Annotated in this window: 14 protein-coding genes; 3 read left to right on the top strand and 11 right to left on the bottom strand. The window is 47.1% G+C overall.

The window, feature by feature from the left end:
* Window positions 1-39: 39 nt before the first annotated feature.
* Window positions 40-1,353: an RNA polymerase factor sigma-54 gene (gene rpoN, locus MJB10_RS08535; RefSeq protein ID WP_314803496.1), complete on the bottom strand. Its 1,314-nt coding sequence runs from the start codon at window positions 1,351-1,353 to the stop codon at window positions 40-42.
* 49 nt (window positions 1,354-1,402) lie between these two features.
* On the bottom strand, window positions 1,403-2,833 hold the full coding sequence (locus MJB10_RS08530) for an NAD-dependent malic enzyme (RefSeq protein ID WP_314803495.1): 1,431 nt from the start codon (window positions 2,831-2,833) through the stop codon (window positions 1,403-1,405).
* A gap of 309 nt (window positions 2,834-3,142) precedes the next feature.
* Here MJB10_RS08530 and MJB10_RS08525 point away from each other — a divergent pair, with 309 nt between their 5' ends.
* The 3 genes from MJB10_RS08525 to MJB10_RS08515 all read left to right on the top strand — a co-directional run bounded on the left by MJB10_RS08525 (window position 3,143) and on the right by MJB10_RS08515 (window position 6,208).
* Window positions 3,143-4,330 carry a M20 family metallopeptidase gene (locus MJB10_RS08525; RefSeq protein ID WP_314803493.1) on the top strand — a complete coding sequence of 396 codons (1,188 nt, stop codon included), beginning with the start codon at window positions 3,143-3,145 and terminating at the stop codon, window positions 4,328-4,330.
* Entirely contained in the window at window positions 4,330-5,247 is a 918-nt protein-coding gene (gene rocF / locus MJB10_RS08520; protein ID WP_314803488.1) for an arginase, read from the top strand. The genes MJB10_RS08525 and rocF overlap by 1 nt, the downstream gene beginning before the upstream one ends.
* 61 nt (window positions 5,248-5,308) lie before the next feature.
* Window positions 5,309-6,208, top strand: coding sequence for a cyanophycinase (locus MJB10_RS08515; protein WP_314803486.1), 900 nt, complete (start codon window positions 5,309-5,311; stop codon window positions 6,206-6,208).
* Between the two features lie 74 nt (window positions 6,209-6,282).
* On the opposite strand, the gene MJB10_RS08510 is transcribed toward MJB10_RS08515, so the two are convergent.
* The 9 genes from MJB10_RS08510 to MJB10_RS08470 all read right to left on the bottom strand — a co-directional run bounded on the left by MJB10_RS08510 (window position 6,283) and on the right by MJB10_RS08470 (window position 17,800).
* Window positions 6,283-6,975 (bottom strand): sialate O-acetylesterase, encoded by a 693-nt coding sequence (locus tag MJB10_RS08510; RefSeq protein WP_314803484.1) that lies wholly within the window; start codon window positions 6,973-6,975, stop codon window positions 6,283-6,285.
* 208 nt (window positions 6,976-7,183) lie between these two features.
* Window positions 7,184-8,602, bottom strand: a complete 1,419-nt coding sequence (gene aspA, locus MJB10_RS08505; RefSeq protein WP_314803483.1) for an aspartate ammonia-lyase — start codon at window positions 8,600-8,602, stop codon at window positions 7,184-7,186.
* 20 nt (window positions 8,603-8,622) lie between these two features.
* Window positions 8,623-10,602 (bottom strand): methyl-accepting chemotaxis protein, encoded by a 1,980-nt coding sequence (locus MJB10_RS08500; protein WP_314803480.1) that lies wholly within the window; start codon window positions 10,600-10,602, stop codon window positions 8,623-8,625.
* Between the two features lies 1 nt (window position 10,603).
* Window positions 10,604-11,626: an asparaginase gene (locus MJB10_RS08495; RefSeq protein ID WP_314803478.1), complete on the bottom strand. Its 1,023-nt coding sequence runs from the start codon at window positions 11,624-11,626 to the stop codon at window positions 10,604-10,606.
* 30 nt (window positions 11,627-11,656) lie between these two features.
* Window positions 11,657-12,631 carry an ABC transporter ATP-binding protein gene (locus MJB10_RS08490; protein WP_314803476.1) on the bottom strand — a complete coding sequence of 325 codons (975 nt, stop codon included), beginning with the start codon at window positions 12,629-12,631 and terminating at the stop codon, window positions 11,657-11,659.
* Window positions 12,624-13,616 carry an ABC transporter ATP-binding protein gene (locus MJB10_RS08485; RefSeq protein WP_314803474.1) on the bottom strand — a complete coding sequence of 331 codons (993 nt, stop codon included), beginning with the start codon at window positions 13,614-13,616 and terminating at the stop codon, window positions 12,624-12,626. The genes MJB10_RS08490 and MJB10_RS08485 overlap by 8 nt, the downstream gene beginning before the upstream one ends.
* Before the next feature lie 12 nt (window positions 13,617-13,628).
* Window positions 13,629-15,173: an ABC transporter permease gene (locus tag MJB10_RS08480; RefSeq protein ID WP_314803472.1), complete on the bottom strand. Its 1,545-nt coding sequence runs from the start codon at window positions 15,171-15,173 to the stop codon at window positions 13,629-13,631.
* Between the two features lie 11 nt (window positions 15,174-15,184).
* A complete protein-coding gene (locus tag MJB10_RS08475; protein WP_314803470.1) occupies window positions 15,185-16,096 on the bottom strand; it encodes an ABC transporter permease in 912 nt (303 codons plus the stop codon).
* A gap of 93 nt (window positions 16,097-16,189) precedes the next feature.
* Window positions 16,190-17,800 carry a glutathione ABC transporter substrate-binding protein gene (locus tag MJB10_RS08470; protein ID WP_314803466.1) on the bottom strand — a complete coding sequence of 537 codons (1,611 nt, stop codon included), beginning with the start codon at window positions 17,798-17,800 and terminating at the stop codon, window positions 16,190-16,192.
* Window positions 17,801-18,038: the final 238 nt, after the last annotated feature.

The following is an 18,038-nucleotide window of genomic DNA, read 5'->3' as shown; positions in this document are numbered from 1 at the left end:
ATGACTTTCTTGACAGCCCCTATTACAACTTGCCTCCACTTACACCCTTTGCTTACGCATCGAGGCCACCGGAATAGACAGCTCCTCTCGATATTTAGCAACAGTTCTTCGCGAAATGGGAACTCCCTGTGCAACAAGAAATTCTGATATTTGCTGGTCCGAGTAGGGATTTGTTTTCAACTCTTGCGACACAATTTCTTTCATTTTATGTTTCACCATAGAAATGGAAACCATGTTGCCTTGCGGCGTCTGAAGTCCCGTTGAGAAAAGAAATTTCATTTCAATTAACCCTTGCGGGGTTTGAATGTATTTATTTTGGACGGCACGAGAAATCGTGGATTCATGCAGCCCTAACTTTTCAGCGACAGCCTTAAGATTCAAGGGCCTGAGGTGCTCCAACCCCATATGTAAGAAGGTCGATTGTTCATCAATCAATACTTGAAGTACACGATGCAGTGTGACATTCCTTTGTTCTAAACTTTTGATAAGCCAGCTGGCTGATTTAAATTTATCCTTGAGATACATGGAGGCATCTGCCTGCCTGTCATTCACCCATTGTGTATAGTCGGGATTCATCGAAACACGCGGCGTATACTTCGTATTCACCTGAATGGAAAACCCGTTGGGATCCCTGCGAATATAGGCATCGGGAATAATATAAGCCGGCTGAACTGAGGAGGGGTACAACCCTCCAGGCCATGGATTTAATGTTTTGATATAGGAATGAATCTCCGCAATTTGCTGCTCTGATCGCTTCAGCTTCACTCCGACCTCTTTATATTTCCCTTGAGCAAGCTGGGGCAAGTAATGTTCTACACAGGCCAAAGCGCCTGAACAAGCCCGACTATCCTTCCGAATTTGGATAAGCAAGCATTCTCGAACATCTCGAGCACCAATACCTGCAGGATCCAGCGCTTGCAGTGCTGAAAGCGCCTCTAAGGCAACCTCCATGGTCTCTCCCAGAATGTCACAGCATTCCTCCAGTTTCAGACTGAGATACCCCTTCTCATCCAGATTCCCCGCGAGAAAGATAGCAAATTTACGCACCTTCGTCGTCAGTTGTTTTTGGACTCGCAACTGTGAACATACATAGTCTTGAAGCGACTGCTCATGCGCCCGAAGGAGAAGCAGCGGATCTGTCTGTGAAGCATCCATAGAACCAGTGGAACGTATATGACGATACAAATAAGGGGACTCTTCCACTTCAAGTATCGGATTTTCTACGGACTGTTCCAGCAAGAACTGATTCAGCTCATACCCGGATAGCTGCAAAATATGAATAGATTGCCTCAATTCCGGTGTCATCGCTAATTTGACCTGCTGCGACTGTTTCTGCTGCATGCTCATGGACATCACGCTCATCCTCCTTTGTGTCGGGTGGGTAGGGACTCTAGTTGAAGAATTAGCGGAATTCCCTCGGAATTCGTCTCGCTATTCCTGTAGCAATAGCTGCCTGTACGACGCGATCGCGTACTCTTTTGACAACCTGATCATTAAAAACACTCGGTATAATATATTGTTTACTCAGCTCATCCGCAGTGACAATGGAAGCGATGGCTTCCGCAGCTGCAAGCTTCATCTCTTCATTGATATCTGATGCACGGCAATCCAGTGCGCCTCGGAACATCCCTGGAAAGCATAACACATTATTAATCTGATTCGGATAATCAGAACGGCCAGTCGCTACGACCGCAACAATATCTTCGATGAGATCAGGAATAATTTCCGGCGTAGGATTGGCCATTGCAAAGATGATTGGATCCTCTGCCATACTTTGTACATGTTCCCTTTTCAAAATACCACCTGCAGAAACACCGACAAACACATCAGCACCCATTAAAGCATCCTGTAAGCTTCCCTCACGTAAGAATGGATTCGTATGTTCAGCATACCACTGTTTCATAGGATTCGCATAGGTTTGCGTGCGGATAAGTATTCCTTCGACGTCTACCCCCACCAAATCCTTCACCCCTGCTGCTAGTAAAATTTTACTGACAGCGATGCCTGCTGCGCCAATCCCAGCAACAACAACACGCACATCGTGAATCGATTTCTTCGCTAGTTTCAGTGCGTTAATTAAACCCGCATAGACCACGACGGCCGTCCCATGCTGATCATCATGAAAGACTGGAATATCGAGTTCCTTACGGAGTCTCTCTTCAATTTCAAAACACCGCGGAGACGAAATATCCTCCAAATTGATGCCTCCGAAGGCTGTTGAAATATGTTTGATGGTGGTGATAATTTCTTCCGTATCCTGGGTCTCCAAACAAATCGGGAACGCATCAACATCTCCTAGTTGTTTAAAAAGCATCGCTTTTCCTTCCATAACAGGCATAGCCGCTCTAGGTCCAATATTGCCAAGTCCTAGAACCGCACTGCCATCTGAAATGACAGCAACCATGTTACGCTTGATCGTAAGACTAAAAGCTTTATTGGGATCCTCATAAATCGCCATACTGACTCTCGCTACATCCGGCGTGTACACACGTGATAAATCATCCCGGTTCTGGATCGGTGTTTTGGGGATAACGGAAATCTTCCCGCCTAGATGCAGTAGGAACGTACGATCTGAGATATGAACGACTCTGACGCCAGCCGTTTTTTTCAAAGCATCGGTCAAGTCTGTCGCAGTAACGGAATCCGGCATATTGACGGTAATATCCCTAACGGTAACGCCTCCGCCATTACTAATGATATCGATCGCTGTGATATCGCCGCCAACCGCTGCCAAGGAAGTAACGACTTCACCGAAGGCCATGCGGTCGACCTTCATTTCTAACCGAATAATAACACTATTTCCCCTATAGTTCGTTGTCCGTGACTTTTCCATTTTATCTCGATTCCTCCTTAGATGTAGGCAAGGATAGCCTTAACTACTTCTAAGCAAAAACGATGCCAACAACGTGGATCGCGATAAGAAGGCAGAATTACTTGAAAGATTCATTCTCCATCGTATGAAATCTCCACGTAGATGGAATAGCCTCTTTATGGTGATTATTGGTTGTTAATAGTGAGCAACCACCATTAAAGAACATCGCAAATAAATAAAAAAACACAAGTTCCTTCTGGCACGCTTTTTGCTAGGGAATGTATAGAGCAGTCCCCTCCCTCATTTGCCTACAGAAAGAAGGAAAAATGCATGACAAAGGAAAGCATAGCTTCATTTATTGAAACAAATAAAGACATCTGGATTCATGCCTCCCGAACGATTTGGGAAAATCCAGAGCTCGGACACCAAGAATTTAAAGCGTGCGAGCTGCTCACTCAATTATTAAAGTCTTATGGATTTCACGTTGAGATTGGCACAGCCGGCTTACCGACTGCCTTTCAAGCCATATATGCCTCTTCACTTCCTGGACCGACCATTGCTTATTTAGCCGAGTATGATGCACTGCCTGAGATTGGACATGCGTGTGGACATAATCTCATTGGTGTGATGAGCGTAACCGCTGCAATCGCGTTACAGAAAGCTGTTGATCAATTCGGAGGTACCGTCATTGTTTTTGGTACTCCCGCGGAAGAAACCAGCGGCGGGAAAGTAACGATGGCGGAGCAAGGTCTCTTCGATGGCGTCGATGCTGCCCTCATGGCGCATCCTTCTCAATTCTATGAGCGAAGTGGTGTATCCATGGCCATGGAAGCTGTCCAGTTTGACTTTATCGGAAAAACAGCCCATGCTGCGGCAAGACCTCAAGATGGTATTAATGCGCTGGATGCGGTTATTCTATCGTTCAACGCCATCAATGCCCTTCGCCAGCATCTTTCATCTGATGTCCGCATCCACGGCATTATCACGCAAGGAGGAACTGCTGCGAATATCGTTCCCGACCACGGACAGGCGCAATTTTATGTGCGAACTCGCACGAAGAGCACACTCGCGACCACGGTTGAAAAGGTCAAAGACTGCGCACGCGCAGCCGCGCTTGCGACAGGGACGCAATTACAGATATCTAATTATGAGCTCGGATATGATAATCTAATTACCAATGAAGCTTTATCTGAAGCTTTCGTTCAAAATCTGATTAAGCTCGGTGTGGATCCCACACAGATCCATCACGGACTAGACCACGGTTCCATTGATATTGGGAATGTGAGTCAACGGACAGCCGCCATACATCCCTATATCCAAATCCCCAATAGCCCCTATGGCGGTCACACCATTGAATTCAAAGAGGCAGCTGGGAGCGAGGATGGCATGCAGGCTCTTTTGTTAGGTGCCAAGTCACTCGCATGGACTGGATATGATCTTTTGAGCAATCCAGATATATTGCTTGAGATTCGTAACGAGTTCCTTGCAACGATAACCACACTTAAGGAGGAGATCTAATGAGCATTCAACAGAAAATCGCAGCTATTACCGTTCCCTTTGATCTAGGGGCAGGTCGTCGCGGTGCCAGCCAAGGCCCCAAGTCCATCATGCAAGCGGGCTTAATTCGTAGTATCCAGCAGATGGATTTGACCATCGATTCCATAACGGACATCAGCTTAGGCGAAGTAACCGCAACAGCTATAGATGCCGAACAAGATATTACCAATCTGAATTATCTGGCAGAGGTTATAGAGATCAACACTCGACTATCAGAACAAGTTTCTCAAGCCGCCCAACGAGGCGATTTCCCGCTGATCATTGGCGGCGATCATAGCATCGCTATTGGCACACTTGCTGGGCTTTCCTCACATTACACGAATTTAGGGGTCATTTGGATCGATGCGCATTCCGATCTAAACACAGCAGATACAAGTCCCTCAGGCAACATTCACGGTATGTCACTCGCTGTTAGTTTAGGCATTGGACATCCGTTGCTGACGAATATGAAAGGCTTACAGCCAAAATTGAAGCCTGAGAATATTGTCCTTATCGGCTGTCGTTCCCTGGATGAAGGGGAGAAAAAGCTTATTCGATCACTGGGTATTAAATGTTTTACCATGTATGATATCGACCGCAAAGGAATGGCACATGTGATGCAGGAAGCCATTGATTACCTCAAAGACCGCACGGATGGCCTGCACGTTAGCTACGACGTCGATTCATTGGATCCGAACGAAGCGCCAGGAACAGGTACCGCGGTGAATGGCGGACTGCATTTCCGTGAAGCCCATCTTGCTGTAGAAATGCTGCATGAAGCCGGTATTGTCACTTCCGCTGAATTCGTAGAAGTCAATCCACTGCTCGATGTGAATAATAAAACCTCCCAATTAGCTGTCGGCTTAATTAGCTCTTTGTTAGGAAAGCAAATTTTATAAGATGGACGATGCTATGAAACATATAAGATCAGGCAGTATCCTCCTTGGAGGAGGCCACTTATTGGACGACAACAAAGCCGTTTGGGGCGCGCTTTACGATGCCGCAGTGGGAGGCGGTTTGTCTAGCATAGGCGCAGAGCATCCAACGAAAGCAAACCAAAGACCGCAAATTGCTGTGTTCTGCTCGGCTGCTCCAAGCCTGCGGGCCGCAAGCCTTGCCTATCATGTAGATGATGACGGTTTTTCGGGCTATGGCAAGCTGTTTCGGAAGTATGGCTTTGAACCGCTGTTCATTCCAATCGCCATTGATAACTATCAGCGGGCTGCTTATGATGATGAAAACATCGAGCAGCTCGCCAATGTGCAAGCGGTTTGGCTAAACGGCGGGGATCAGGCTAAGCATGCGCGTTGCCTTCTTACCGATGAAGGCGAGGACACCCCTCTGCTCCAGGCAGTCCGCGAGGTTTATCATCGCGGAGGGGTAATTGGGGGGTCCAGTGCGGGTGCGGCCATCCAAGGTACGTGGACGTATGGGGAGGGAACCCTGAACGGTTATCGTGCAGGGTTGGAGTTAGTACGAAAGCCGATTGCCAGCGCGACGCTCGTCGTCGAGGGGCAGCCCGATGCCGGCGGCTGCATGAAGGGCTTTGGCTTCGCAAGCGAGCTTAATGCTTGCGTGGATACGCACTTCCGCGAGCGAAGCCGGGAAGTGCGGCTGCCCTTGGCTGTTCGCTCGCTGAACAGCCGGTACGGGATCGGCGTGGACGAGAACACGGCGATCTTGATTCGGGCTGGACAAGGGCATGTCGTTGGCGATAATCAGGTACTGATTATCGCCAACGAGCAGGCCCACGGCCAGCTAGGCATGGGGTATCCCCTGAGCGCAGGGGATACGTTTGATTTTGACCTGTGCGTCGCTCGAGACGCACAGGGGCGCGCGCGGGAACCGCGCGCCTTCTGAGCGACTGCTTAGACATAGGATGTATATCAAACACCGCTTCTCCAAGCTCAGCACACGCTGGCTCGGGTGGCGGTTTATTTATTAACAACCTTTAACCATGCTTCCGCCATGCGTCTTCCCAGTTCCTCTGCGGATTCCGTGTCATAGTGCAAGTGGTCGCCCTTGTGAGAAAGCCCCTTTGAGACTACGAGGCTATAGAAGGCAAATGAATCGCTCGCTGCTGCAAGTGCTTCATTAACAAGGTTTGTATACGGATAGGAGTCCGGTAAAATAAAGCCACCCAACTTGGAAGCAATAAATGGAACATTATGCGCTTGTAAATCATTACGCAAGTCAGATATTAGGCTAAATAATCTTTCCTTATAGGACTTAGCATCAAGGAAATCTGCAGAATCACTCTCCCCCTGTGCCCATAATATGCCACTTAGCTTACCACGCTGCATAGCTGATCTTGCACGCGAAACGGCCTCCCTATACAAGTCTCCCTTAGAGATCCACCGTTCAATCTTCGTCCCCCCAACAGCACAGGGAATCAATCCGATCGATTCTCCATCCATGAAGGGCTTAATTGTTCTGGCAAACGAAAGCCCAGGACCGACGCCAACAAGTTCAGGCTTGTCAAAATGAATGGGTTCACACGCAGTCTGCCAATTCATGTCCGCATCCAGCATGTAAATATGTTTTTCTACTTTAGGCTGCTGATGGATTTCGCTCAGTTCGCCTCTTCCAGCCATATTCGATTGGCCGATTAATAAAAATAAATGCATGAACTACGATGCCTCCTGATTTAAACTATGAGATGGTATCCTTCTATCTCCTAGCATGGATGATACCATATCCCAACAATACCCTCTATACCGCATAGCCCATTCGGCACTTAAACCCTATAATTAATTAAGCCCATGGGCGCATACCCAAAGGAGCCTCCCATTTAGGGAGGCTCCTTAAGTAAATACCTTTCCTTCTTACCACCAGCTATTCCGCCGGACTTAACAATCGCTCACCAGCGATGCCCGGTGTGGTCATCTGAATCGGATTTAGGATTTCATTGATTTCCTGGGCTGTGAGCAGACCACGCTCAAGGATTAGCTCTTTCAGCGTCATACCCGTGTTCACCGCTTCTTTCACCAATTGCGCAGCCACTTCGTAGCCAAGGTGCGGGTTTAAGGCGGTGACAATGCCAAAGCTTTGCTCGACGTACGTTTTGCAACGTTCGCGGTCAGCTTCCAAGCCTTCGATCGCGAAGCGTTCGAAGACGTCGGCTGCGTTGCGCAGTATTTTGAGTGACTGGAGCAAGTTAAATGCCAGAACAGGTCCCATTACGTTCAGCTCGAATTGCCCCGCTTCGCAGGCTAGGCAGATGGTGTGATCGTTACCGATGACTTGGAAGGCCACTTGGTTCACAACTTCTGGCATTACCGGGTTTACTTTCCCTGGCATGATGGACGAGCCAGGCTGTCGAGGCGGCAGCTTAATTTCACCTAAACCAACACGCGGTCCTGATGCCATCAATCGGATGTCGTTGCAGATTTTGGACAAGTTCACTGCGCATACCTTCAACGAGGCCGATAACGCTGTGTAGGCATCCATATTCTGCGTCCCATCTACGAGATGTTCCGCATTCTCAATAGGGATACCAATTTGTTCACGCAAGTGGAACATGACGCGCTCCACATACTCTGGTTTCGCATTCAAGCCCGTTCCAACGGCCGTAGCTCCCATGTTCACGGTCAACAGCCCTACCGAAGCTTGCTTAATTCTATTGATATCGCGCTGCAAAACGCGCGCATATGCGCCAAATTCTTGTCCCATTCGAATCGGAACAGCATCCTGGAGATGAGTACGCCCCATTTTAATCACATCGTCAAACTGGGCTTCCTTCTTAGCAAAAGCACGTTGGAGTGACGAAAGCGCCTCGATTAGATCCTCAGTTAAACGATAAGCTGCGATTTTAATCGCAGTGGGGATCACATCATTCGTTGATTGGGACATGTTCACATGATTGTTCGGATTGCAGTGAAAGTAGCTGCCCTTCTCTTGACCCAACATGTCCAAGGAACGATTCGCCAATACTTCGTTCATATTCATGTTAATGGAGGTACCCGCCCCACCCTGAATGGAATCGACAATAAATTGTTCCAGCCAGCGTCCGCCTCTCACTTCAACAGCAGCTTTTACAATGGCCTCCCCTATTTTCTTGGGCAGCATATGGGTATCCATATTTGCCAGTGCAGCCGCTTGTTTCACCTCGGCCAAAGCTGTGATCAGCTCTGCATGAATTTTGACACCTGAGATAGGAAAATTCTCTACAGCGCGCATCGTTTGAATACCGTAATATGCATCTGCTGGCACTTGTTTTTCACCTATGAAATCTTTCTCAACCCGATACACCATTATAAACACCGTTCCTTTATCTACAGAGTAAACTGCTCAATATTGCGTAGTAGGTGTTCCGAAAAATATTCCAACTGCACAGCGGCCTCATTAATTTCTTCCATAGCTACTAACTGCTCGCGGCTTGATGCGGCAACTTCTTTGGCAGCCTCTTTGGATTGATGAGAGACAACCTGTACGCCGTTCATCGCGTCTGTAAGCTCATTGGTGGAATTCGTAACGAATTTCAGGGAGTCCTGTACACGGCCAACATGCTCTCGAATCCGTTCAAGCTGCTCCGCAATTTGAACAAAGGCAACCCGTGTTTGAAGAACAGCTTCTCCTTGAATCTTTCCGCCCGCTTCCAGCCTTTTTGTATCCTGCTCGAGCTCATTCATCATTCCAAGCATAAGTGCGGACATTCTGCGCATATCCAAACTTTGCGCCTTCGTCCGTTCCGCCAAATCCTTCACGGTTTCCGCGATAACGGCGAAGCCGCGTCCAAACGAACCTGCTCTAGCCGCTTCGATGGATGCGTTCAAGGAAATGAGCCCTATTTGACTGGAAAACTCCTCAATACCTGCAATCATTTTTACCATTTGACTGATATGCTGTTCCACACCTTCGACACGTTTAAACAACGATTTACCCACACCCATATAGTCGAGGTACACCTTTTCCAAATCAGCCACAACCGCCATACCTTCCGCACCTTTATCTGTAGACCGATCGGCCTGCAAGGCGATTTCAGCAACAGCTTCTTTCACCTGCTGCGTTTGGAGGTTCATATCACGAAGCAAATGGAAGCCTAGCGCGATCTGATCCGCTTGATCAACCGTACCTTCTTCTACTGTCGTTGCTATACGGCTTACTTCCTGGGTATGTGCCGAAGTTTCCTCGGAAATAGCGAGAAGGTTACTTGAAGCTTCGGATAATTGCCCCGATACATCCACCACATATTTGAAAGCCTTCTGCACTTCACCAGCCATTTCATTAAACGTTGCAGCCAGCTGGCCAATTTCATCGGACGATTGTACATCAACACGATAAGCCAAATTACCCCCGCCAATAATACGTGTACCTTCCTGCAGCTTTCGCAGGGAGCGATTCATCGAGCTTGCCAACATCGTGCCTATGGTGATCATCGCTGCCGTCATCATAAACGTGAAAAGGAGGAGAATGACTTGCATCGTCGATTTTAGCTTTGACTTACTGGCTATGGAAGCATCTGTTTCTGTTTTCAAATAGGTATTCAAGCTAGTGATTTTAGCTGAAATTTCTTCATTTAACGCCGCGAACTTCCCAAGCAGTTTCGGCTGCTCTTGATAGAGGCTCGTCATTTTGACAAAAGAAGCTTTGTATTTATCCATATTTCGCAGCAAAATATCCTGCGAAGCCCCTGAAAATGCACTACTTTGTCGGACGGTTTTCTCGATAGCCGCGACATTTTTATCAAATACGGTAAGTAAATCCCCATCTCGTCCAAGCAAATAATCTTTCTCGATCTGGCGAATCATATACATTTGCAACAGTAGACCACTCTCGTTTTTATTCTCAACAATGCCGCGGAAAGCCTCTGCCGCGAATACCATATCCGTGGTCAAGCTTTGTGTTCCCGTCACATTTTTCATCAACTCTTCAAACCGATCTTGGTACTCATTGGATAAAGACATCAACTTCTCTGAATTCATATGAATTTCATCGGTAGAAAGTGTCGCCTGCAGATCTTTAATATGTCCTTGCAAAGCCGCTATTTGCTCTTTCACCGCCGAACTTTGTTCAGGCTTTTGGGTTCGCACGAAATCCGATTCATTCTTACGCGCAGAAAGCATATCTGCCTCGATACGATCGCCGAGTGCCTTCGATTGCTGCAAGCGATTTTCTTGACGGTCGATACTCGCCATTTTGTACATCGTAACCGACACCACAATGGCCAGAATGACCATGGAAACGGCAGCTAATGCAACTAACAAGGTTATTTTCAACTTAATTGTCGGCGATAGGCGTAAGAAGGAAATCATGCTATTTCGCCCCCTTTTCAAAATGAAGAGAAAATACTGGCTCAATGCCGCCAACGATATGTCCGCTGCGATTTGTAACCGGAGGGTAATGGTACCCATGAAGTAATTGCTTCTCACGCTGATCAATGAGGCCGAGTTGCGTGAGTGTTTCAATTGCAGCTGGATAGGCTGCCCGATAGTTGCCATCATCGATTTTGAGTGCAATGCCAATCCCTTTATCCACGAGCCCCATACAATACACACCTTCGGCTCCGCCCTTGGCAATAATGCGGTGCGGCAGCGCGTTCATCAAATCCGTACAAAGCACATCCGAACCTCCAACCATTTCCGGTTGTTCCATCATGGAAGCTGCAATTTGTCTTACAGCTAATTTCAAAGAATGACTCTCAATGCCATTCGGATTGGCAAACAACTGAAAAACACGCGCTAATTTATGCAGGGGTACGCCAAAAGTAGGTAAATTACAGCCATCCGTTCCGATTTGAATTTCCTCTGGCAGCAGCTCGGCTAATTCACAAAGCGTATGAAAAACGCGCTGTTGAACGGGGTGCTGGAGTTCGCCATAGCCTTCGATATCGCTGTGTAAATGAAGAGCAAGCGCCAACATGCCTGCATGCTTCCCCGAACAATTATTGTGCAGCACTGTTGGCTTCTTCCCTTGTGCCAGCAACGCCTCATAGCTGGCCCCATCGTAAGGCGCGTGTGCACCGCAACACAGACGATGCTCATCGAGTCCAATCCGCGATAGCAAGGAAAGGACCGTTTCAACGTGCCGTTCCTCTCCATTATGCGAGCCGCAGCAAATGGCGATATCCTTGGCACTCATCAAGAATCGTTCCGATGCGCCAGATTGAACGAGCGGTATAGCCTGAAGCGGTTTCAGTGTAGAGCGAGCAAATGTGATCCGCCTAGGATCGCCCAGGCTTGCAATAAGCTCACCCGAAGCATCCACAACGGCAATATGACCCGTGTGCTCGCTTTCAATTTGATCTCCTCGTTTGACAACGACTAACCTTTCTCCCACAGTCCTCACCCCTTTATTAGGTTTTGTTTATTAAGAATCGTATAAATGGCAAGCAACCCTATGACCAGATGAGCCTACCTCTTGAAGTTCTGGGCGAACTGACCGGCAGCGATCCATTACATGAGGACAACGGGTAGAAAAGGCACAACCCGATGGCGGATTTAGTGGTGAAGGAACTTCCCCTTGCAAAATAATCCGTTCTTTCGCTTCACGAGGGCTCGCTTTCGGAATAGCTGAAAGCAGCGTTTGCGTGTAAGGATGCAGCGGTGTCTCATACAACGACTCGACAGGGGCAATTTCTGCCATCCGACCTAAATACATCACGCCTACTCGTGTACACAAATGTCTAACAACCGCTAAGTCATGGGAAATAAATAAATACGTCAGCCCAAGCTCTCGCTGCAAATCTTGCATGAGATTCAAGATTTGAGATTGAATGGAAACATCTAGCGCTGAGACAGGCTCATCGGCAACAATCAGTTTAGGCTTCAAAATTAACGCCCTTGCAATACAGATCCGCTGCCGCTGTCCGCCTGAAAATTCATGCGCGTAACGGTTGATATAGGTGCGGCTAAGTCCACATAACTCCATGACTTCGAGGATTTGAGCCCTGCGTTCTTCCTGACTGCCTTTGCCATGTGCTTGCAGGGGCTCTGCTAGTATACGCTCCACTGTTAATCTAGGGTTTAAGGATGAATATGGATCTTGGAACACCATCTGCATGTTCTGCCGTTTCCGCCTTAATTCATCAGCCTTCAATCCAACTAACGATTCGCCTTCGAAATGAACAAAACCTGAAGTTGGCGGGATCAACTGAAGTACGGCTCGCCCCGTTGTTGATTTACCACACCCCGATTCACCCACAATACCAAGCGTTTCACGTTCATTTACATCAAAAGAAACATCATCTACAGCTTTGACAAATTTCTTCGCGCGCTGGAAAAGACCGGATTTAACTGGAAAATACACTTGTAAATTTCTAACTTCAAGCAATGGCTTATTCATGAACATTGGCCCCCTTGCCGTGATGAAGTAAGCAACGGCTGCGATGCTTCATGCCCACTGAAATGAGCTCTGGACTCGTCGTTCGGCAAACATCCTGCACTTCCGAACAACGTCCAGCAAATTTACAGCCCGAAGTAATGGTTCCGGCTGGCGGCACTTGCCCCGGTATGGAATACAAACGATCACGCTTTTCACCCAGTCTTGGGATGGAGGACAGCAACCCTTTGGTATACGGATGCTGAGGATCATGAAACAACGTATCGACATCCGCTTCCTCAACGATTTCGCCGGCATACATGACAACGACATAGTCGCACATTTCGGCGACAACACCGAGATCATGCGTGATCAGTAAGATGGAGGTATTCGTTTTCTGCTTAAGCTGACGCATCAAATCTAGAATCTGGGCTTGGATAGTCACATCGAGCGCCGTCGTTGGTTCATCGGCAATTAACAGCTTTGGCTCACAAGCAAGCCCCATCGCGATCATGACCCGCTGACGCATACCGCCAGAGAGTTGAAACGGATAGCTCGCATAAACCTGCTCAGCTTGTGCAATGCCAACCGTGCGCAGCATCTCAATCGATCGCTCCTTAGCCGCTTTCTTCGATACCGCATTATGAAGCAGGATGACTTCATCCAGCTGCTTACCCACGCGGAGGACTGGATTCAGTGAGGTCATTGGCTCTTGAAAAATCATCGAGATGTCATTACCGCGAATTTTCTGCATCTGACTTTCCTTTAGCTCGAGTAAGTTCTGCCCATTATACGTAATCCGACCTTCGGCAATGCGCCCTGGAGGACTTGGAATAAGCCTCATGATGGAGAGTGAGGTTATGCTTTTCCCGCACCCCGATTCACCGACGACACCTACCGTTTCACCCTCCTTGATGCCAAAGGAAATACCATTCACAACCGAAACTTCCTTGCCGTCAACTTTAAAATTAACCCGTAAATTTTCTACTTCAAGTAGTTTTTTGTCCATGGTGTAAGTCCTCTATTCCTTGAGTTTCGGATCTAACGCATCCCTTAGTCCGTCCCCGAGTAGATTAAAGCAGAGTACCGTAATCACGATTGCCATACCGGGAAAGAACAATGGAAAAAACTGCTGCATACTGTTATTTTTCGCAGCATTCAGCATCGATCCCCATTCTGGCGCTGTTACATCGCCGCCAAGTCCGAGATAGCTAAGCCCAGCTCCAATGAGAATCGCGCTTCCGATACGCATCGTAAGATAAATCATGACAACGGACAGCGTACCTGGGAAAATGTGCCGAAAAATAATGACCGAATCCTTCACACCAATGGAGCGAGCGGCTTCCACATACGTCATCTCTTTAAGGGAAAGTACACTTCCGCGAACGATCCGTATAAAAATCGGCACCGTAAAAACAGCGACAGCCATAATAATATTGATCATCCCTGGACCAATCACGGCCACGACGAAGATGGCGAGCAAAATACCTGGAAAGGAAAGCAAAATATCAGAACCGCGCGAGATTAGCATATCGGTCCAGCGACCGTAGTACCCTGCCAACAAACCAAACACAATACCAAGAAGGGCGCCGATACAGACAGAAACGAATCCGATGATTAAGGTTTGACGCGTACCAGCAAGTACCCGGCTGAAAATATCACGGTTCGCGTGATCGGTCCCAAACCAATGTCGAAGGGAAGGTTGTTGATGCTTGTAAATCCCTTCTAACGCAATCTTCCCCTCCGATAGCTTGAGCTGCGTCAATCCAGGATACGTATTTCCTGCACCAACTGCGAGGGGCACCAGAGAAGAAACGGAGCCATAAGAGATCTTGATAAGTCCCGCTCCTTCTCTAACAGCGCGAACCTTCCCATCCTTATCAACCGTCACAATTTGCGGCGTCATGGACTCGAATTGCAAACCAGACTCCGCTTTCTTAGCGCCGCCGGTCACAAAGCCATTATCTTCGGTCTGCGCCTTCTGCCCATGTGACTTCGAGTAGTCAGCAATGGCCTCTAAACCCGATAACTTTGTGCCATCCGTTAGAAGAACCTCAGGCTGAAGTTGATCGGTATCACCAACTTTATGTTCCTTTACCAGAGTCGACGCTGATACAAAAGCAGGAATGGGCAGACCGCTTTGATCCGATACGCCTACTTGTAAGGCCGAGCAAGCACCCTCCGAGCAAAATAGGATCGCAGCTGTTCCACTTGAAACCGCCTTCACTTTCGCGGTCTGATCATTGAGGGATGCCTTCGCGACCTCGGAGTGGTCACTGCTCGAAGTGAGCTTCACCAAATCTTTCGCCGCTATCTCCGCTCCCTTGCCCGAAATCCCGATGATTTGAACATCACGGCTTGTCAGATCCTCCACAGAAATGCCTTTGTCTGCATACTGCTCAGTTACAGGAATGGCAGCATCGTAAGGTGCAATCCATGTGCCAAACAGTCCAATGAAAATAATGAGGATGATCATACATCCAGCGATAACCGCTAGACGCTGCTTCATAAATTTATTAAGAAAGAAACGAAAAGGAGAGTAAGGCTTCGTATCATTTGCGTGCATGTGAATCTCCTTTACTGATAACGAATTTGCGGATTCAAAAAGCTATAACCAATATCTACAAGTAAGTTAATCACGAGAAATTGGAACGAAAACAACATAATCAGTGCCTGTACAACGGGATAATCTCTGGTCACGATAGCGTCTACCATAAAAGATCCTAAGCCCGGATAAACAAAAACCGTTTCAACCACGGAAGCGCCGCCAATTAGAAATCCAAATTGTAAGCCTGTCATCGTTAATACCGGAATTAATGCATTTCGAAGCACATGAATCCCCAAAATTTTGGACTCTTTTTGCCCTTTAGCTCTCGCTGTACGCACATAATCCTCACGAAGAACTTCCAATACACTAGAACGAGTAAATCTCGCAATGACCGCAGCAACCCCTAGTCCAAGCGTTAAAGAAGGCAGTATTAAATGCGATATGCCCCCTGCGCCGCCAGAAGGCAGCCAACCGAGTTTGACAGAAAACACTTCAACTAGTATGAGACCAAACCAAAATTCAGGTACACTCAGCGATGTAATCGAGGCAATCATTCCCACCCGATCCCACACCGAATTGCGTTTTACAGCCGAAATCATACCAATTACTAGACCCAGGATAACAGCCCAAATCATGGCCATGAGTGTCAGTACCGTTGTCGCTTTAAGACGTTCCATAATTTCTTTGGACACATTGCTCTTAGAATTATAAGACTTTCCGAAATCGCCTTTTACCAGCACCTGATACATATACCGTCCATATTGGACATATAGCGGATCATCGAAGCCTTCCAGCTGCTTATACTTCTCATAGGTCGCTTTATCCAGATCGTTTCCATAAAGGATCCGAATGGGATCAGATGGCGTCAGATGGATGAGCAAAAACGAAATGATGGATACGGTGAGTAAAATAGGAATCATGCCTAATGTGCGTTTGATCATATAAAAGTACAAGCTGCTCACTACTTTCCTCGTGGAAATGGTGGAAGAAAAAAGAAACCAGATCCCTGGCTCTCACCAAGGATCTGTTGTTGCCTATTTTTTCACGGCATTGTTCACATCAATATAGCCTGTTGGAAGAAGTACAACGTTGCTAACGTCTTTGCGTTTGCCAATAATGGATTCCGGCTCTAACAGATATAGCCATGCCGCGTCTTCATACACGATTTTTTGAATTTTGTCATAGTTTTCTTGCGTTTTCTTCGAATCAGATGAGCTTAATGCACCGTCTAGCAAATCATCCACTTCTTTGTTGATATAGAACGTATCGTTATTATAGCTTGGCGGTATGCGTGTGGAATGGAAGTTTGGACGAAGTCCCCAATCTGCCTCGCCTGTTCCCGGTGACCAACGACCAATATACATATCGATATCTTTACCTGAATCCAGTTTATCAAATAAAGTTCCGGACTCCATTGGTACTACTTTGGCGTTAATGCCGATTTTACCTAATTGAATGGAAACATTCTCCGCGATGGCAACGAATTCGGTGTCATTACGAGTCCAAAGCGTCGCTTCAAAACCTTTCTCGTAGCCGCCCTTTTTCATAAGCTCTTTTGCTTTCTCGAGATTGAACTCATAAGGCTTTTGAGGCGAATAGCCAATGACGTTAGGAGCAATAGCGGAATCTGCAATGCGGCCATACCCATTTTCAACCTGTGCAATTAACTGTTCTTTGTTTACCGCATAGTTCATCGCTTGACGAACTTCTTTGTTATATTGCGGCAGCTTATTATTCGCCCCCACATAGAAAACGTCCATGCTTGGATTTTTGCTGATATCAATCGTTGTATCTGTGCTAAGCTCTTTCGCACTTTGAGAAGGGACATTTTTGACAACATCCAGCTCGCCGGTTTTCAACATGTTCACACGTGTGCTAGCTTCTTTCACCGGTTTATATGTTACGCTCTCTAATTTAGCTTTATGTTCGGCATCCCAATAGCCATCGTAAGGAACCACTTTCACGTATTGTCCATCTTTCCACTCTGCAAATTTGAAAGGACCTGTTCCAACTGGATTGCGATCCATGTTATAGTTCGGGTCGTCTTTCTTCTTTTTCAGCTCAGCTGGGGAAAGAATGGATGCAGCGGAATGCGCCATATAGGCAGCCATTGCAGAATTAGGAGCTTTGGAAGTAATGGTTACATGCGTTTCATCAACCACAGTAATGGATTCTACAAACTCAAAGAAGCTGGCACGCGCTTGTTTATTCGCTTTATTGCGCACGAAATCTAAGCTATCTTTAACACCTTGTGCCGTGAGTTTGCTGCCATCATGGAAGGTTACATTGGGACGAAGGGTAAACGTAATCGATTTAGCATCTGCACTTAGCTTATACTCGGTTGCTAACTGAGGAACGACTTTCATATCGGCACTCAATTTCAACAATCCTTCAAACATGCTGCCCTGGACACCAGAAGAGTTGCCGTCAGTTGCATTATAAGGGCTCAAGGATTTCGGCTCTGCTTCAATACCAACAACAAGCGGTTTAGCTACAGCTTTTGGAGCTTCAGTAGCCTTAGAGGTTGCAGTCGCTGCGGGCGTCGTGCTAGTTGCTGGTTTGTCCGTCGAGCTACATGCGCTTAATCCGATTAACAAAAGCATACTTGCAAGTGCGGTGTTCATGACTTTCATCTGTTTTTTCAATGTAATCTCCCCTTTTCCGTGTTTTCATAATAGAATACCTTACCTAACAGCCTTAGTTCTCAGGAAGCATTCCTTACACATACAATCAAAGCAAAAACCATGCCAACTTTAGTGAACGAAAAAAATATTTATTAATTTTTTTTAAATTCAATAACAACGCATCCATTTTCTAACCTGATAAATATCTATTTAGCCATCATCTACCCAAGTGAGCCAATCCCCGTTATAATGGGTTTGT

Source organism: Paenibacillus sp. MBLB1832, from assembly GCF_032271945.1.
Taxonomy (GTDB): domain Bacteria; phylum Bacillota; class Bacilli; order Paenibacillales; family NBRC-103111; genus Paenibacillus_E; species Paenibacillus_E roseopurpureus.
Note: the sequence above shows the minus strand (reverse complement) of the source record. Positions and strands in the feature narration are given on the sequence as shown.